This is a genomic window from Alteraurantiacibacter aestuarii (genome assembly GCF_039523595.1).
Classification (GTDB): domain Bacteria; phylum Pseudomonadota; class Alphaproteobacteria; order Sphingomonadales; family Sphingomonadaceae; genus Alteraurantiacibacter; species Alteraurantiacibacter aestuarii.
The window spans coordinates 143,551-159,791 of record NZ_BAAAFP010000001.1 but is presented as its reverse complement, the minus strand read 5'-3'; the positions used below and the strand labels follow the sequence as shown (position 1 = coordinate 159,791).

Annotated in this window: 19 protein-coding genes; 9 read left to right on the top strand and 10 right to left on the bottom strand. The window is 61.2% G+C overall.

Annotated elements, in window-relative coordinates:
• Positions 1 to 240: 240 nt before the first annotated feature.
• The 9 genes from ABDZ98_RS00780 to ABDZ98_RS00740 all read right to left on the bottom strand — a co-directional run bounded on the left by ABDZ98_RS00780 (position 241) and on the right by ABDZ98_RS00740 (position 5,880).
• Entirely contained in the window at positions 241 to 564 is a 324-nt protein-coding gene (locus ABDZ98_RS00780) for a DUF1491 family protein (RefSeq protein WP_160590787.1), read from the bottom strand.
• Positions 565 to 569: 5 nt separating this feature from the next.
• Entirely contained in the window at positions 570 to 1,052 is a 483-nt protein-coding gene (locus ABDZ98_RS00775; RefSeq protein WP_160590788.1) for a PaaI family thioesterase, read from the bottom strand.
• Entirely contained in the window at positions 1,027 to 1,488 is a 462-nt protein-coding gene (locus ABDZ98_RS00770) for a PTS sugar transporter subunit IIA (protein ID WP_160591119.1), read from the bottom strand. The genes ABDZ98_RS00775 and ABDZ98_RS00770 overlap by 26 nt, the downstream gene beginning before the upstream one ends.
• Before the next feature lie 123 nt (positions 1,489 to 1,611).
• Positions 1,612 to 2,178, bottom strand: a complete 567-nt coding sequence (gene hpf / locus ABDZ98_RS00765) for a ribosome hibernation-promoting factor, HPF/YfiA family (RefSeq protein WP_160590789.1) — start codon at positions 2,176 to 2,178, stop codon at positions 1,612 to 1,614.
• Positions 2,179 to 2,245: 67 nt separating this feature from the next.
• Positions 2,246 to 2,929, bottom strand: coding sequence for a DNA polymerase III subunit epsilon (gene dnaQ / locus ABDZ98_RS00760; protein ID WP_160590790.1), 684 nt, complete (start codon positions 2,927 to 2,929; stop codon positions 2,246 to 2,248).
• A 46-nt stretch (positions 2,930 to 2,975) separates the two neighbouring features.
• Complete coding sequence (gene coaE / locus ABDZ98_RS00755; RefSeq protein WP_160590791.1) at positions 2,976 to 3,581, bottom strand: dephospho-CoA kinase; 606 nt, start codon at positions 3,579 to 3,581, stop codon at positions 2,976 to 2,978.
• Complete coding sequence (aroE, locus tag ABDZ98_RS00750) at positions 3,578 to 4,438, bottom strand: shikimate dehydrogenase (RefSeq protein ID WP_160590792.1); 861 nt, start codon at positions 4,436 to 4,438, stop codon at positions 3,578 to 3,580. The genes coaE and aroE overlap by 4 nt, the downstream gene beginning before the upstream one ends.
• Positions 4,435 to 5,013 (bottom strand): Maf family protein, encoded by a 579-nt coding sequence (locus tag ABDZ98_RS00745; protein WP_160590793.1) that lies wholly within the window; start codon positions 5,011 to 5,013, stop codon positions 4,435 to 4,437. The genes aroE and ABDZ98_RS00745 overlap by 4 nt, the downstream gene beginning before the upstream one ends.
• A 21-nt stretch (positions 5,014 to 5,034) precedes the next feature.
• Positions 5,035 to 5,880 (bottom strand): pyruvate, water dikinase regulatory protein, encoded by an 846-nt coding sequence (locus tag ABDZ98_RS00740; protein WP_160590794.1) that lies wholly within the window; start codon positions 5,878 to 5,880, stop codon positions 5,035 to 5,037.
• A 300-nt stretch (positions 5,881 to 6,180) separates the two neighbouring features.
• Between ABDZ98_RS00740 and hemE the strand changes: the two genes are divergently transcribed.
• The 9 genes from hemE to ABDZ98_RS00695 all read left to right on the top strand — a co-directional run bounded on the left by hemE (position 6,181) and on the right by ABDZ98_RS00695 (position 15,190).
• A complete protein-coding gene (gene hemE / locus ABDZ98_RS00735) occupies positions 6,181 to 7,206 on the top strand; it encodes a uroporphyrinogen decarboxylase (protein ID WP_160590795.1) in 1,026 nt (341 codons plus the stop codon).
• A 67-nt stretch (positions 7,207 to 7,273) separates the two neighbouring features.
• Positions 7,274 to 7,717, top strand: a complete 444-nt coding sequence (locus ABDZ98_RS00730; RefSeq protein ID WP_160590796.1) for a CopD family protein — start codon at positions 7,274 to 7,276, stop codon at positions 7,715 to 7,717.
• A gap of 173 nt (positions 7,718 to 7,890) precedes the next feature.
• Positions 7,891 to 9,147: a transcription termination factor Rho gene (gene rho, locus ABDZ98_RS00725; protein ID WP_160590797.1), complete on the top strand. Its 1,257-nt coding sequence runs from the start codon at positions 7,891 to 7,893 to the stop codon at positions 9,145 to 9,147.
• 182 nt (positions 9,148 to 9,329) lie between these two features.
• A complete protein-coding gene (locus tag ABDZ98_RS00720; protein WP_160590798.1) occupies positions 9,330 to 9,599 on the top strand; it encodes a DUF6489 family protein in 270 nt (89 codons plus the stop codon).
• Positions 9,600 to 9,607: 8 nt separating this feature from the next.
• Positions 9,608 to 10,885: a tRNA uridine-5-carboxymethylaminomethyl(34) synthesis GTPase MnmE gene (mnmE, locus tag ABDZ98_RS00715; protein WP_160590799.1), complete on the top strand. Its 1,278-nt coding sequence runs from the start codon at positions 9,608 to 9,610 to the stop codon at positions 10,883 to 10,885.
• A 69-nt stretch (positions 10,886 to 10,954) separates the two neighbouring features.
• Positions 10,955 to 12,814 (top strand): tRNA uridine-5-carboxymethylaminomethyl(34) synthesis enzyme MnmG, encoded by a 1,860-nt coding sequence (gene mnmG, locus ABDZ98_RS00710; protein ID WP_160590800.1) that lies wholly within the window; start codon positions 10,955 to 10,957, stop codon positions 12,812 to 12,814.
• Positions 12,815 to 12,870: 56 nt separating this feature from the next.
• A complete protein-coding gene (rsmG, locus tag ABDZ98_RS00705) occupies positions 12,871 to 13,437 on the top strand; it encodes a 16S rRNA (guanine(527)-N(7))-methyltransferase RsmG (protein ID WP_419866764.1) in 567 nt (188 codons plus the stop codon).
• Positions 13,434 to 14,210, top strand: coding sequence for a ParA family protein (locus ABDZ98_RS00700; RefSeq protein WP_160590802.1), 777 nt, complete (start codon positions 13,434 to 13,436; stop codon positions 14,208 to 14,210). Before rsmG ends, ABDZ98_RS00700 begins: the two co-directional genes overlap by 4 nt.
• Positions 14,207 to 15,190, top strand: coding sequence for a ParB/RepB/Spo0J family partition protein (locus ABDZ98_RS00695; RefSeq protein ID WP_160590803.1), 984 nt, complete (start codon positions 14,207 to 14,209; stop codon positions 15,188 to 15,190). Before ABDZ98_RS00700 ends, ABDZ98_RS00695 begins: the two co-directional genes overlap by 4 nt.
• Before the next feature lie 72 nt (positions 15,191 to 15,262).
• Here ABDZ98_RS00695 and ABDZ98_RS00690 read toward each other — a convergent pair whose 3' ends face one another.
• Entirely contained in the window at positions 15,263 to 16,195 is a 933-nt protein-coding gene (locus ABDZ98_RS00690) for a glycine zipper domain-containing protein (protein WP_237437441.1), read from the bottom strand.
• Positions 16,196 to 16,241: the final 46 nt, after the last annotated feature.

Genomic DNA, 16,241 nt, shown 5'->3' with positions numbered 1-16,241 from the left:
GGGTCTTGCGATTCATGTTTCCTGTAACTCGAGGCGGTGGGAAACCCGTCACAGGCCAGCGATCGCGGGTTTCACTACAACCCGAAAATGCCGCGATCCTTACAAAAGAAAGACCTGTCGGTTGCCCCCCGTCTGCGCACCATCCGGCCCGGCGTAATTGCCGTATCGCGAATGACTAACGCTTTGGAAGTCGCGGGCCAAATAGCGACGGAGACTTAATAGTCAACCAATGGTTCCCGGTTATAGGATGAAGCGTTCACCATCTGCGATATCCAGTTCAACGATCCACAAATCGCTGTCCTGGCGCTTTCGCCTGTCACAATATTCGGAAAATTCCGATGGATTTTCAGGGTCTTCCCGCTTTGTCAGCACCCATTTTCTGGTGCCATCCGCCTGTGGCATTCTTTCATAAGCACGTAATTTTGTGCCATTTTCGCAACATATTACAAGCAATGTCCCGGCATCGCGTTCACCCTTTGCGATCACCGTGGCAAAGCCGCCAGCGGCCTGCACGGCGCGCAAAAGGCCGGAAACTTCCAGATGGGCGGGAATGCGGGCATCCATACAGCTTAACCTTCTGCCTTGTATCCGGGCAGACCCGAAAGTGCGATGTGGGACCGCATAAAGGTTCCGGTTCCCCGGCCGATCTCGTCACCTTCTTCATCCACCAGGCTGGCTTCGGCCACGAACACGCGGCGCTTGCCGCTCACCCATTTGCCCAGCGCCACCACCCGGCCATGCCGCACGGGCTTGGTGAAATGCAGGTTGAAACCGGTGGTCAGCAGGAAGCGGTCGGACACCAGCGAATTGGCGGCGTAGAAGGCCGCATCATCCAGCATCTTGAAATAGATCGTGCCATGCGCGGCACCGGCAGCATGGTGCATCGCTTCATCGACATCGAAGGTGATGCGCGAAAGACCCTCGCCAATCACTTCCAGCCTTGAGCGGAACATGCTGTTTATCGGCGCGGACGCATAAAGCGACTCAAGCGCGCGAAAATGCACGGCAGCTCCGCTTGGCACGGGATCAGGCGACGGATCTGTCCGAGACATTGGTCAGCAGGCCATAAATGGCCTCTTCATGCGGGGCATCGCGCAATTCTTCCCGAATATCCTCGTCCCGCATGAGGCGGGAGATAGCGGCCAGCGCATGCAGGTGACTGGCGCCGCTGTTTTCAGGTGAGAGCAATCCGAAGAACAGGTCCACCGGAAGCCCGTCGGCGGCGTTGAAACTGGCCGGATGGCGCAGCCGCAACAGCGCGGTAACGGGACGGGAAAGACCCGGGATGCGGGCGTGCGGAATAGCAACGCCGCGGCCAAAGCCGGTGCTTCCCAGCTTTTCCCGCTCATCAAGATGTTCGAGCACCATTGCGGCATCAAGATCCCACGCCCGGGCGAACAACGCGCTCAGGTTCTGCAGGATATCCTGCTTGTCGGCGGCATCAACGATAGCCACCGATTCAGGCTTCATTGCAAAAAGGGCATCCATGATCTTGGGCTTCACAAATCTCTCGGTCACGATTTTCCTGCCGGAAAACCGCTGAAATATCGCAAAAAACTGTGCGAACTTAGAGGTTCAATAACGCCGCCGAGGATTGGGTGCCAGCAACGCTCAGGATGGTTCGACCCAGCCGATCGATCCGTCGTCGCGGCGATAGACCATATTATGCCTTCCAGTTCCAGCATTTTTGAAAAACAGCGCATTGGTATGGCGTAAATCCAGCAGCATCACTGCATCCGAAACGCTGGCTTCAGGGATATCGATGCGGGTTTCGGCAATGACCGGAGGCGCTTCTTCGGGCAGTTCTTCAACCTCAGGTTCCTGCGAGGCGAAGATGGTATAGGCCGCATCCTCTTCCTTCTGCGCATAGGCTGCCTGTTCATGGCGATCCTTCAGGCGCCGCTTGTAGCGTCGCAGCTGCTTCTCGATCTTGTCCGCCGCCTGGTCGAAAGCGATGTGCGCATCGTGCGCCTGGCCATGGCTTTTCAGGAACAGGCCGTGATTCACATGCAGCACGATATCGCAGGCAAAGGCGGACGATGGCGCCTTGCCGAATGTGACAGTGGATGAAAGCGCCCGGCTGAAATGCTTTTCGATGATTGATTCAAGGCGGTCCGAAGCATGCTCCTGCAGCGCCGAGCCCGTATCGATCTGATGGCCGGAAACGCGAATATCCATGTGGGGGTTCTCCTTCTGTTATCTTTCGCACCCTGTAAGCTCAAACCGTATGCGCCCAGATTGGGACTCAATTAAGCCAGAGTGGTGATTCCAACGATTCTAGAAACTCTTTGTGCCTGGCAATTTCCTGTTCCGACGCATTATGCGGGCGGGGCGCACGAAAAGATCCGGTTCGCGGTGTGAAACTGCGGATCGTCACAACTTCTTCCTCAAGCTGCGTGGCCAGCTCCAGCCCGATCTGGCGGCCACCGGTCAGTTCCACATAGACCTGCGCCAGCAATTCGGCATCGAGCAGCGCGCCGTGCTTCACGCGCTGGCTGCGATCGACGCCATAGCGCGAGCACAGCGCATCGAGCGAATGCTTGGCGCCGGGATGGCGCCGCCGGGCAATCGCCAGCGTATCGATCATGCGATCCAGCCCGATCGGGTCCAGCTCGCACGCGGCCAGTTCATGGTTGAGGAAGCCGAAATCGAACTGCGCATTATGCGCCACCAGCGGAGCATCGCCGATGAAGGCCAGCAGATCCTGCGAGATATCCGCAAACAGCGGCTTGTCGGACAGGAAGGCGGCGGAAAGGCCGTGGACCTGCTCTGCCTGCAGCGGCATGTCGCGCTGCGGGTTGCAATATGCGTGAAAGCTCTGCCCGGTCGTGACCCTGTTGACCATTTCGACGCAGCCAATCTCTACCAGCCGGTCACCACTGCCGGGGTCGAGGCCGGTGGTTTCGGTATCGAAGACGATTTCGCGCATGGGCAGACTATTATGCGCGCAGCCAGCGCTGGCAAGAGCCAGTTGATCAATGCACCAGCTTCTCCACCAGCGCCGCAACCGATTTTGCGGTTTCGCCCAGGGGCACCGAGGTATCGATCACATAATCAGCACGCGCGCGCTTGTCCGCATCGGGCATTTGCAGGGCAAGAATCGCGGCCAGCCGCTCCTCGCTCATGCCCGGACGGGCCAGCACGCGGGCGCGCTGGACATCGGCGGGAGCTGACACGACGAGAATCTTGTCGACGTCCTCGCTGCCGCCTTTCTCAAACAACAGCGGAATATCGAACACCACCAGCGGCGCATCGCGGTGCCGGGCCAGAAATGCCTCACGCGCGGCGCGAACGGCGGGGTGGACAATCGCTTCCAGCCGGGCGAGCGCGCCGGGATCGTTGAAGACTATCGCGCCCAGCTTTTCGCGGATCACGCCCTCGGGACCGGTCGAGCCGGGGAACACCTCCTCTATGCGCGCGATCAGCGATCCGCCTGCGCCCTGCATCCGGCGCACCTGCGCATCGGCATCGAACACCGGCACGCCCAGATCGGCAAACATGCCTGCCACGGTGGACTTGCCCATACCGATCGACCCGGTGAGGCCAAGGATGAGCGGCCCGTCCGCCGCATCCCCGGTCATTGGGCAAGAATCTTGCGCAAGGCCGCATCGCCATCTTCGCGCGGCGGGGCGACACCGAAGAATTTCTTGAACGCCGCCGCCGCCTGACCGATCAGCATGTTGAGCCCGTCGAGCGTTTCAAACCCTGCGGCGCGCGCGGATTTGAGCAGCGGCGTATCCAGCGGATGGGTGACGATGTCATAGACCACGCAGCCGGGCGGGACATGGCTCATGTCAAAGGCCAGCTCGGCCTGACCCGCCATACCCAGCGGGCTGGCGTTGACGAGAAGATCGAAACAGCCCTGCCGGTCATCGAAGGCAAAATCGGTGAAGGTGGCGAAATGGGCGATATCGACCGCGTGATGCTGCCCCTCGGGATCGATTTCATCGAGGATGGCCTGCGCCTTGGCGGGATTGCGGCCGGCCAGAACGATGGTGAAACCCTGCTCCGCCAGCGCCGCCACAATCGCCCGCGCTGCGCCGCCTGTCCCCAGCACGCGCGCCATGCGGAACAGGTGCTTTTGCGCCAGATGCGCTTTCAGAGGTTCGAGGAATCCCGCGCCATCGGTGCTGGTTCCGATCAATGCGCCATTGTGACGTCTGGTGACAGTGTTGACCGCTCCGATCAGCTCCGCGCCGATTTCCAGCCGGTCAAGGAAAGGGATCACCGCCTGCTTGTGCGGCATGGTGATATTGCAGCCGCGCCAGTCCGGATCGTCGCGGCGCGAGGCGATATACGCCTCCAGCCCGGCGGCAGTGACGTGGCACGCGCGATATTGCGCATCGAGTCCGAGCCGGTCGATCCAGTAGCCGTGAATTGCGGGCGATTTGGACTGCGCAATCGGATCGCCGATCACCTCTGCATATGCCATGCTCATGCAGGCATCTCCCCCAGATTGCGCAGCGCCGCCAGCACTTGCAGCAAAGGCATGCCCAGCACGGTGAAATGATCGCCTTCGATCTGTTCGAACAATTGCACGCCGGGTCCCTCTATCCGAAAAACCCCCACGCAATAGCTGACCTGCGGCCATTCTTCATCGAGATATGCCTCGATGAAGCTCTCACTCAGGGGACGAACATGCAACGATGCCATCGCCGCACAGCTCCATACGATTTCGCCGCGCTGCGCGATGGCGGCTGCCGAATGGAGCTGCATTTCGCGCCCGGAAAAGAACCGCAGATGCCGGGCGGCTTCATCCCGGCTGCCCGGCTTGTCAAACCGCCGGCCACCAGCGACCACCAGCGAATCGCTGCCCAGCACCAGACTTTCCCCACCATCCACCGCCAGTGCCTTGGCTTTGGCCAGCTCCACGGCGATCCGGCCCGGCAGTGCGCCTTCCAGTTGCTGCTCCAGCGCGCGCTCATCAATGTCGGCACTGCGCGCGTCGAAACGCACACCGGCGGCATCCAGCATGGCCTTGCGGGAGGCGGATTTGGAGGCGAGTATAATCATTGGAGCAAGATCATAGCGGCATCAGATTGGCTTGGGGCCAGACTGTGGCGGCGTATCGCGTGCAGCGCGTTCCTGATGGAGCTTGATCACGGCCGCCGCGGTTTCCTCGATCGATCGGCGGGTGACATCGATCACCGCCCAGCCATTGTCGGCAAACATGCGCCGGGCAAAGCTCAGCTCCTTTTCCACGCGGCTCTCATCGACATAGGCCGTTTGCGCCTTTTCATTGAGTGACAGCAGCCGGTTGCGGCGGATCTGGATCAACCGCTTGGGCGCAGTGGTCAGGCCCACCACCATCGGCCCGCGCAGGCGAAACAGCGATGTGGGGGGCGGGCTTTCCACCACCAGCGGAATATTCGCCACCTTGAAACCGCGATTGGCGAGGTAAATGCTGGTGGGCGTTTTCGACGTGCGCGACACGCCCGCCAGCACGATGTCCGCTTCCTCCCAGTTTTCCCATCCGATCCCGTCATCATGGGCGATGGTGAACTGGATCGCATCGACGCGCCTGAAATAAGCCTCGTCCATCACGTGGCGGGCACCGGGGCGCGAATGGGCTTCCTGGCCCAGCCTTTCGGCCAGTGCGTGCGTCACCGTATCCAGCACCGCCACATGCGGCAGTCCCAGAGTCCTGCACCGTTCTTCCAGGTGGCCCCTTGTCTCCGGATTGGCGAGCGTAAAAAGTACCAGGCCGGGGTTGGCGGTGAAATCCTGCAGGATCCGGTCCAGGTGCTGCTTGGAGCGCACCATCGGCCAGAAATGGCGCGTGACATCGGCGCCATCGAACTGCGCCAGCGCAGCCTTGGCGATCATCTCGAGCGTTTCGCCGGTCGAGTCAGACAGGAGGTGAAGATGCAGCCGGGCCATGTGGACAAATACCAGCATAAACCACGGGAGAGAGCGGCGGACAAGCATGGGAGAGGATTCCACCCCCACTACCGGCTCTTTCAGGCGCAGGCTTGTGGACAGGCCGATGTGGTTTTGGACAGGCTGGGGATAATGGGGAGAAGCTTTGCTTGACCAGTCAAGACCAGCGAGTCGCAGTGCAACCGCCTCTGTTCATTCCGGGAGAAATCGGGCAAGGGCGCGCTATCCCCGAAATCCACAGGACCAACAGACTCCTGCAACCTATATAAATATATAGATATATATTGTTTGGACCCCTCGATGCCTGGCCTTCTTCTCAATACTTTGCGCGGTGCAGTGACCGATCAGCGACCCGTGTGGCTGATGCGGCAGGCTGGCCGATACCTGCCTGAATATCGCGCCCTCAGGGCCGAAAAGGGCGGCTTTCTGGAACTGGTTTACGATAGCGACGCTGCGGCCGAGGTCACCCTCCAGCCGATCCGCCGTTTCGGCTTTGACGGGGCAATCCTGTTTTCCGATATCCTGATCGTTCCCCATGCGCTGGGGCAGAATCTGCAATTCCTGGCAGGCGAGGGCCCGCATCTCTCGCCGCGGCTGGTGGATGCCACGCTCAGCTCGCTTGAAGCTGCCCCGCATCATTTTGAGCCGGTGTACGAGACCGTTCGCAAGGTGCGGGCGGCCCTGGGTCCTGAAACCACCATGTTGGGCTTCATTGGCTCTCCCTGGACCGTGGCGACCTATATGGTGACGGGAGAGGGCAGCCGGGATCACCATGTGGCGCGCGCAATGGCCTATCGCGACCCGGTGGCCTTTGCCGAGATCATCGATGCGATCGTCGAAAGCTCGATCACCTATCTTTCCGGCCAGATCGAAGCGGGTGCCGAGGCGGTGCAATTGTTTGACAGCTGGTCCGGCAGTCTCTCCCCGCAGCAGTTCGAACGCTGGGTGGTCGCGCCCACGGCGCGCATCGTCGATACGATTCGCCAGCGCCATCCGCACGTGCCGATCATTGGCTTTCCAAAGGGCGCTGGCGGCAAATTGCCCGCCTATGCGCGGGAGACCGGCGTTGATGCCATCGGCGTCGATGAGACTGTCGATCCGCACTGGATTCACCGCGAATTGCCAGCCAGCATGCCTGTGCAGGGCAATCTTGATCCGCTGCTGCTGATATCGGGCGGGGCGGAGCTGGAGGAAGCGGCACGCACGGTGCTGCGTGCCTTCGAAGGGCGCCCGCATGTCTTCAACCTGGGTCACGGGATCGACAAGACCACTCCCATCGCCCATGTTGAACGTCTGCTCGAGATCGTCCGGTCGGACAAGGCCTGAAACAGGTCTGCAAACAGGCCCAAAACCAACTGATGACTTGGTGCGAACGAATGCCTAGATCAAACCCATGCTGGATGTGCTTTCGATGACGTATCTGTGGCTCAAGGCCGGTCATATCATCTTCGTGATCTTCTGGATGGCGGGGTTGTTCATGCTGCCGCGCTATTTCGTCTATCATCAGGAAGCCGCCGAAGGATCGCCGGAAGAAGCGACGTGGATCGATCGTGAGCGCAAACTGCTCAAGATCATCCTGCTCCCCTCGATCATCGTGGTGTGGGTGCTGGGGCTGGCGCTGGCCTATACGCTCAATCTGTGGAGCGAAGGCTGGCTGCATGCCAAATTGCTGCTGGTGCTCGGCCTGTCGGGCTATCACGGCTATCTGGCCGCCTATCACAAGAAGCTGGCACGCGGAGAGCGGACGCTGACGGGCAAGCAATTGCGCCTGTTCAACGAAGTGCCCGGAATTGCCGCCGCGGTGATCGTGATCCTGGTGATCGTCCGGCCGTTCTGACCTTACGTCGCGCTTTGCGGCTCGCTTCATCGATTGCGAATTGACCGCGCCACGCGAAAAGCATAATTCGCAACCATTCCGGCTTTTGAGGTCGCCATCCAGAGCGACCGGGTCTGCTTTCTCCAAGCCCAGACGGCCCGCCGGCTCCCAGACTACATACGGAATTACGAATCATGCATTTGAAAGAACTGAAACAGCGGACGCCGGCAGAACTCGTCTCCATGGCAGAGGAACTGGGCGTCGAAGGTGCATCGACCATGCGCCGCCAGGACCTGATGTTCGCCATCCTCAAGGAAGTGGCGGAAGACGGTGAGGAAATCCTCGGCATCGGTACAATCGAGGTTCTGCAGGATGGTTTCGGCTTTCTGCGCAGCCCCGAAGCCAATTATCTGGCCGGGCCCGACGATATCTATGTCTCGCCCAACCAGGTCCGCAAATGGGGCCTGCGCACCGGCGATACGGTGGAAGGCGAGATCCGCGCACCCAAGGACGGGGAGCGTTACTTCGCCCTGACCAAGCTGCTCAAGGTCAATTACGATGATCCTGATGCCGTGCGTCACCGCACCAATTTTGACAATCTCACGCCGCTCTATCCCGATGAACGCCTGAACCTCGATACCAAGGATCCGACGGTCAAGGACAAGTCGGCCCGGGTGATCGATCTGATCGCGCCGCAGGGCAAGGGCCAGCGCGCGCTGATCGTGGCACCGCCGCGTACCGGTAAAACCGTGCTGTTGCAGAACATGGCCAAGGCCATCACCGACAACCATCCCGAAGTGATCCTGCTGGTGCTGCTGGTGGACGAACGTCCCGAGGAAGTGACCGACATGCAGCGCAGCGTGAAGGGTGAAGTGATCTCCTCCACCTTTGACGAACCCGCTACGCGCCACGTGCAAGTTGCTGAAATGGTTATCGAAAAAGCCAAGCGTCTGGTTGAGCACAAGCGCGATGTGGTGATCCTGCTGGATTCCATCACCCGCCTTGGCCGCGCCTACAACACCGTGGTGCCAAGCTCCGGCAAGGTGCTGACCGGCGGTGTGGATGCCAACGCCTTGCAGCGCCCCAAGCGCTTCTTCGGTGCTGCGCGTAACATTGAGGAAGGCGGTTCGCTGTCCATCATCGCCACCGCGCTGATCGATACCGGCAGCCGCATGGACGAGGTCATCTTCGAAGAATTCAAGGGTACGGGTAACTCCGAAATCGTCCTCGACCGCAAGGTTGCCGACAAGCGCATCTTCCCCGCACTCGATGTCGGCAAGTCCGGCACGCGCAAGGAGGAGCTGCTGGTCGACAAGGAACAGCTCTCCAAGATGTGGGTGCTGCGCCGGATTCTGATGCAGATGGGCACGATCGACTCGATGGAATTCCTGCTCGACAAGATGAAGGATTCCAAGACCAACGAAGACTTCTTCGCCACGATGAACCAGTAGAATTGTGGTGCACTGACAAGGAAACGGGGAGCTTCGGCTCCCCGTTTTGCGTTTGGGCCAGATGTGCGTTCGGCCAGCAATTTGTGCCCACCACTGGAAATTTCCACCGTCTTGCTCATATATGACACTTGGACGCGTATCTCGCCAAGGCGGCGATGCGCCGCAAGTGAAGGGCATGTGCCATGAAAATGAATATCGAGATCGATTGCTCCCCGGAGGAAGCACGCCGTTTCATGGGCCTGCCCGATGTGGAGAAGGCCAATGCGGCCTATGTCGACGCCATCAGCAATGCGATGAAGGGTGTGTCCAGTGTCGACCAGCTGGAGGATTATGCCAAGCAGCTGGCGCCGATGGGTCAGCTGGGGCTGAAGATGTTCCAGAACTTCATCGAGAATTCGATGGGCCAGGCTGGAAGCACGCCTTCCGGGAAGAACCGCTCCTCAGGCAACTGACCTCCCCGATGATGGACACGATATTCGCGCTTTCGAGCGGAGCGCCGCCGGCGGGTATCGCAGTCATCCGGGTAACCGGCCCGGCAGCGGGTGATGCTCTCGGCAGGCTGGCAGGAAAATTGCCGGTTCCCAGGCAGGCCACGCGCGCATGGCTGACCGATGATCGGGGCCAGCGGCTGGATGATGGCCTTGTGCTGTGGTTCCCCGGCCCGGCATCGGTGACCGGAGAAGATCTGGCCGAATTTCACTTGCATGGCGGCCGCGCGGTCATCGCTGCGGTGGAAGCCGCTCTCTCAGCCATTCCCGGCCTGCGCAAGGCGAGGGCGGGTGAGTTCACCCGCCGTGCCTTTGCCAATGGCCGGATAGATCTGGCGGAGGCCGAAGGCCTCGCGGACCTGCTCTCGGCAGAGACCGAACTGCAGCGACAGGCGGCTATCCTTTCAGCAGGCGGGCATTTGTCGCGCCAGGTGGAGGGTTGGCGTGAACAGCTACTGCATTTGTCTGCGCAGGTCGAAGCCGTCCTCGATTTTGAGGATGAGGACGATGTCGATGCGCTGCCCGCCGGATTTGCGCAGGATATCGAAGCTCTGGCGCTATCGCTGAGGCAGGCCCTTGATGCTCCGTCCGCGGAACCCTTGCGGGAGGGATACCGGGTGGCGCTGGCTGGACCGCCAAATGCTGGTAAATCCACACTTTTCAACGCTTTGCTTGATAATCAGGCGGCCATTACCGCCGCCATTCCCGGCACCACGCGCGATGTGCTGGTCAGGCCTGTTTCCATGGGTGGCGTGCCGTTTTCCTTCGTCGATATGGCCGGACTTCGCACCGAAAGCGGAGATGAGATCGAGGCCATCGGAATAGATCGTGCCCATGGCGAAATTGCCCGCGCAGACCTGGTGCTGTGGCTTGGCGCGGAAGGGGCTGGTCCTGCAGGCGCGTGGGAGATTGATGCGCAGTGCGACCGCGAAGACCACTGCCCCAAGCTCACCCCCGCGTTTCGCATCTCCGCTGTGACGGGGGAGGGGATGGACGCGTTGAAGTCCGCCCTGGTCATCCATGCCAGCGGGCAGTTGCCCCGGCCCGGCGAGCTGGCGCTGAACAGGCGGCAGCGTGATCTGGTGAGCCTCGCGGCCGACGAGCTGGGCGCGATTGCAGGTGAACGCGACCTCCTGCTGGTCGCTGAAAGGCTGCGTCAGGCGCGGCTTGCCTTTGATGCGCTGCTGGGACGCACGTCGACAGAGGATGTTCTCGATGCGCTGTTCGGCCGGTTCTGCATCGGCAAGTAGCCGCCCGGTGTTCCACGTGAAACATTGCCACTTTGACGCTGGCGCCTCAGCGTTCTATCGGCGGGCAGGATGAGCGCATTTGATATTCTGGTGATCGGTGGAGGTCATGCCGGCTGCGAGGCTGCTTCTGTGGCTGCGCGCATGGGTGCGCGGACGGCCCTCATATCCTTCGATATCGCCACCATCGGCGCGATGAGCTGCAATCCGGCCATTGGCGGGTTGGGCAAGGGCCATCTTGTGCGCGAAGTCGATGCATTCGATGGACTGATCGCCCGCGCAGCCGACGCCGCTGCCATTCATTACCGCATGCTCAACCGATCAAAGGGCAGTGCGGTTCAGGGTCCGCGCGTGCAGGCAGACAGGACCCTGTTCCGCGCCGCGATCCAGAAGATGATCCGCGCGCAGGACAATCTTACCCTGATAGAGGGTGAGGCGGCTTCGCTGCTGTTTCAGGAAGACCGTGTCTGCGGCGTCATTCTGGGCGACGGGACCGAGGTGCCTGCCGGTGCAGTGATCCTGTGTACCGGTACATTCCTGGGCGGCACGCTGTTTCGTGGTGAGGAGCGGCTGACAGGCGGGCGGATCGGCGAATCATCGGCTCAGGTCCTTGCCGCGCAGATGCGCAATTCCGGCCTGCCGATGGCGCGGCTGAAGACAGGTACACCGCCGCGTCTCGATGGGCGCACGATTAACTGGGCGCGTCTGGAAGAACAGCCGTCTGACAGTGATCCGTGGACCATGTCTGCGTTGACGCCGGAGCGCGTCAATCCTCAGGTTTTCTGTGCCATCACCCGCACCAATCCCGCCAGCCACGCGATTATTGCCGATAATTTGCATCGTTCGCCGCTGTTCACCGGGGCAATCGGTGCTGCCGGTCCGCGCTATTGCCCATCGATAGAGGACAAGATTCACCGCTTTGCCGATCGCGACGGTCATCAGGTCTTCCTCGAGCCTGAGGGGCTGGGCACGCATATGGTCTATCCCAATGGTATCAGCACCTCTCTGCCCACCGATGTGCAGCTCGCGATGCTGCGCACGATGGAGGGGTTGGAGCAGGTGGAGATGGTCGTCCCCGGCTATGCGGTGGAATATGACCATATCGATCCACGCGCGCTCGGCCCTGATCTGCAGCTGAAGGAAATGCCCGGCCTGTATTGCGCGGGCCAGATCAACGGCACCACCGGTTATGAGGAGGCCGCTGCACAGGGCCTTATTGCAGGTATGCATGCGGCGGCAAAAGTCCGGGGCGTGGCGCCTGCCCCCATCGACCGGGCAAATTCCTACATGGCGGTGATGGTCGATGACCTGACCTTGCACGGTGTGAGCGAGCCATATCGCATGCTCACCGCGCGGGCCGAATACCGCCTGCGCCTGCGTGCCAATAATGCCACCACCCGGCTGACTCCGCTCGCCATCGATGCGGGTTGTGTCGGGGCGGAGCGCACCGGGTGGGTCACCTCCCGCGAGCAGGAACGGTCAGTGTGGGATAGCGCGCTTGATCGCAAGGTGACCGGCGGTGAATTGATCGACCTGGGTATTTCAGCGAAGCAGGATGCCGGGCGGCTGACGTTGCGGGAATGGCTGCGCTTCCCCAATATCGATCTGCACGCACTCATCCCGCTGCTGCCTGCTGAATGTCGCACCGACAGCGCTCTGGCGGAAGAACTTGCGGAGGATGCGGCTTACGCTCCCTATCTGGAACGGCAGGATGCAGAGCTGCGCGATCTGCGTTCAAGCGAGGCCGTGCTGCTTGGTGACGGGTTCGCCTATGCGCAGGTTCCCGGCCTTTCCAACGAAATGGTCGAGCGGCTCAGCACGGCAAGGCCGGCCAATCTGGCCGCAGCGGGCAGGGTGCGGGGAATTACCCCTGCGGCTCTGGCTGCGGTTCTGGTACACGCGCGGCGTAATTCGGCTACAGAGGCAGCATGATTTCCACCGAGGAAGAAGCGCGCACCTATTGCGCAAACCTGTGCGATGCGGCGGGCATGGAGCGGCTGACCGCCTTCATTGACCTGTTGGCGCGGGAAAATGAGCAGCAGAACCTGATCTCCAACAACAGTCTGGAATCGGTGTGGCAGAGGCATATTGCCGATAGTCTCCAGCTGCTTGCGCATGTTCCACGTGAAACATCGCCCTGGCTCGATCTTGGCAGCGGGGCGGGCATGCCCGGGTTGATACTGGCCATCGCACGGCCGGATCTCGCCTTCCACCTGGTCGAATCGCGCAAGCGCCGGGTGAGTTGGCTGGAGAGCGTTGCCAGGGAATATTCGCTCACCAATTGCCATGTTCATGGGTCCCGTCTGGAAAATGTGGAAAGCTTTGAAAGCGCGGTAATCTGCGCGCGCGCCTTCGCTCCGCTGGGAAAACTCCTCCGCTTATCCGCCCGTTTTTCCACACAGCAGACCGTGTGGCTGTTGCCGAAGGGGCGTTCGGCAGCGCAAGAACTGTCTGAGCAGCCCGAATCGATCAGGGCGATGTTCCACGTGGAACAATCAAGCACGGATCCGCAGGCCGGAATCGTCAAAGGGCACGGGAGGCCACCGATCCAATGATCTGTATCGCCATAGCCAATCAGAAGGGCGGTGTGGGCAAGACCACCACCGCCATCAATATCGCGACCGCCATGGCGGCGACTGGCTGGCGAACCTTGCTGATCGATCTGGACCCGCAGGGAAATGCCTCAACCGGCATCGGCGTGGATGCGTCTCAGCGCGGCCTTTCGACCTACGACATACTGGTGGACAATGTGCCGGTGGATGATTGCATCATGCAGTCGCGCATTCCGGGTCTCGATCTCATCCCGGCAACGGTGGATCTGAGCGGGGCGGAAATCGAACTGGTTGGTGTGGAAGAGCGCACGCATCGCCTGCGCAATGCGCTGAAGCATCATCAGGGCCACGATGTGTGCTTCATCGATTGCCCGCCTTCGCTGGGTCTGCTGACACTCAACGCGCTGTGTGCGGCAGATACGCTGCTGGTGCCGCTGCAGTGTGAGTTCTTTGCGCTGGAAGGCCTCAGCCAGCTTTTGCAGACGGTTGAGCAGGTTCAGCAGCGTTTCAACCCCGATCTGGGTATTGTCGGCATCGTCCTGACCATGTTCGACAGGCGTAACCGCCTGACCGATCAGGTGTCCGACGATGTGCGCGAATGTCTGGGCAAACTTGTTTTTGAGGCGGTGATTCCGCGCAATGTCCGGCTGTCGGAGGCACCAAGCCACGGCCTGCCTGCGCTGGTCTATGATCACGCATGCGCCGGAAGCCGCGCCTACATGGCGCTGGCGCGTGAGTTGATCGGCCGCCTGCCACAGGAAAGGAAAGCCGCATGAGCACGCAGGAAAACGCCGAGACCACGGCCAAGCCATTGCCGCGCCGCAAGCTGGGCCGCGGCCTGGGCGCCTTGATGGGCGAGACGCGCCGTGAAGAGCCGCTGGCGCGCGCTGACGGTCAGTCTGCGGGCGATCGCGCGCAGGGTGCAACACCGGGTGCAAAACTGGGCCAGCGTGACGGTCTGGCCAGTCTGGCGATTGCAGTGATAGAGGCACATCCCGATCAGCCCCGCCGCCACTTTGCGGAGGATGCGCTGGAGGAGTTGGCCGCATCGATTGCGACGCGCGGTGTCATCCAGCCCGTGATTGTCCGCCCCTTGCCCAATGGCCGCTATCAGCTGGTGGCCGGGGAGCGCCGCTGGCGTGCTGCGCAAAAGGCGCAACTTCATGAAATTCCAGCCTTAATTCGCGATCTGGCGGACCGGGACGTGATGGCCCTGGCGCTGATCGAGAATATCCAGCGCGAAGATCTCAATCCGGTGGAGGAGGCCCGCGCCTATCAGCGCCTGTCCGAACTGGAAGACATGACACAGGCGGAAATTGCCCGTCTGGTGGAGAAATCGCGCAGCCATGTGGCCAATCTCCAGCGCCTGCTCAGCCTTCCTGCGGAAGTGCTCGACCATCTCGAAAACGGCAGGCTGGATATGGGCCATGCCCGCGCCCTGATCGGGCGAGACAATGCGGCGGAGCTGGCGAAGCAGGCGATCGACAAGCGGCTTTCGGTGCGTGAGGTGGAAAAGCTGGCCCGCGCATCGCAGGATGGCGGCAAGGTGTCACGCCAGCGTACAGCACGCGAACCACGCGATCCTGCGCGCGATGCGGATATCGCGGCGGTAGAGAACCACCTGGAGGAATTCCTCGGCCTGCCGGTGAAGATCGCCACCGATGCCGATCCGCGATCAGGCGCGGTGACGATCAAGTACCGCACGCTCGACCAGCTGGACCTGATCTGCCAGCGGCTTACCGGCGGTGGTATCTAGGGGATATCGGGGCTGGGCAAAGAGTCGCGCCGCGCGACTCTTTGCTCCACATTACCTTTTTATACCAAGCCTTTACTTGATTTCCTGAAGCTTGGAGGGCTGAGCTTCAACGGCGCGGCGGATGACCCTGCGCGGTGCGGGAGCTGCTGTCTCCTCGCGAGGTTCCTCGATCACGATCTCACGGTGGATCATGGGCCGGCCGCCGCGGCCAAAATTCTGCATTCCGGAGGCGACAGGCATCATCATGACCGGTGCATAGGCGATCCGGGCTGTCTGTGCGGGGCCATAGCCGCGCTCGTAATTGATCAGATAGGCCTCGCAATAATCGATCAGCGGCTTTTCGTCTTCGAAATCGTCCGCGTAGACGATGCGGTGATCGTCCTTGTCCTCGCCGATGGCCGAACCGATCACCGCGCCGGCAATGCCGCCAAGGCCAGCGCCAATCAGCGTGCCGGCAAGGCGTTCACCATCGGCGATCCGGTTGCCGGCAATGCCGCCGACAACTGCGCCCAGCAGGCCGCCCAGAAGGCCGCCATTATTCTCGCGTTCTTCTTCATAATAGACCGGGCGGCGATCATAGCCGTCATTGCGGAGCGCGCGGCACTGGGCCAGCCATTCCTCACGCTCTGCCAGCGAATAGGCGAAACGCGGGCCGGGGCGGCGTCCACCCATGTGGTGACCATCCATGTGGTGACCATCCATGCGGGGACGGCCCATGCGGTGCCTGCCGTCCTGATATACAGGCCGTTCGTCCTGCTCTTCGCCGTTCCAGGTGCCTTCATACTGCGTCTCGATGACATATCCGTCCTCGTCAGCGTAAGTGCCTTCCCATTCGCCGGTGTAGCTGTCCTGATCCTGCCAGTTGCCTTCCCACTCGCCATCATAAGTGCCAGCCTGCGCGATCTCGATATAGCGATCATCGAGCGGGCTCTCCTGCGCCATGGCGGGTGCGGCAATGGCCGCGAGCGACGCAGTGGCGGTCAGGACGGCAATGTACTTCGACATGGGAAATGCCCCTCAAACATAGCGAATCCGCGCGAACAGAGCGGAA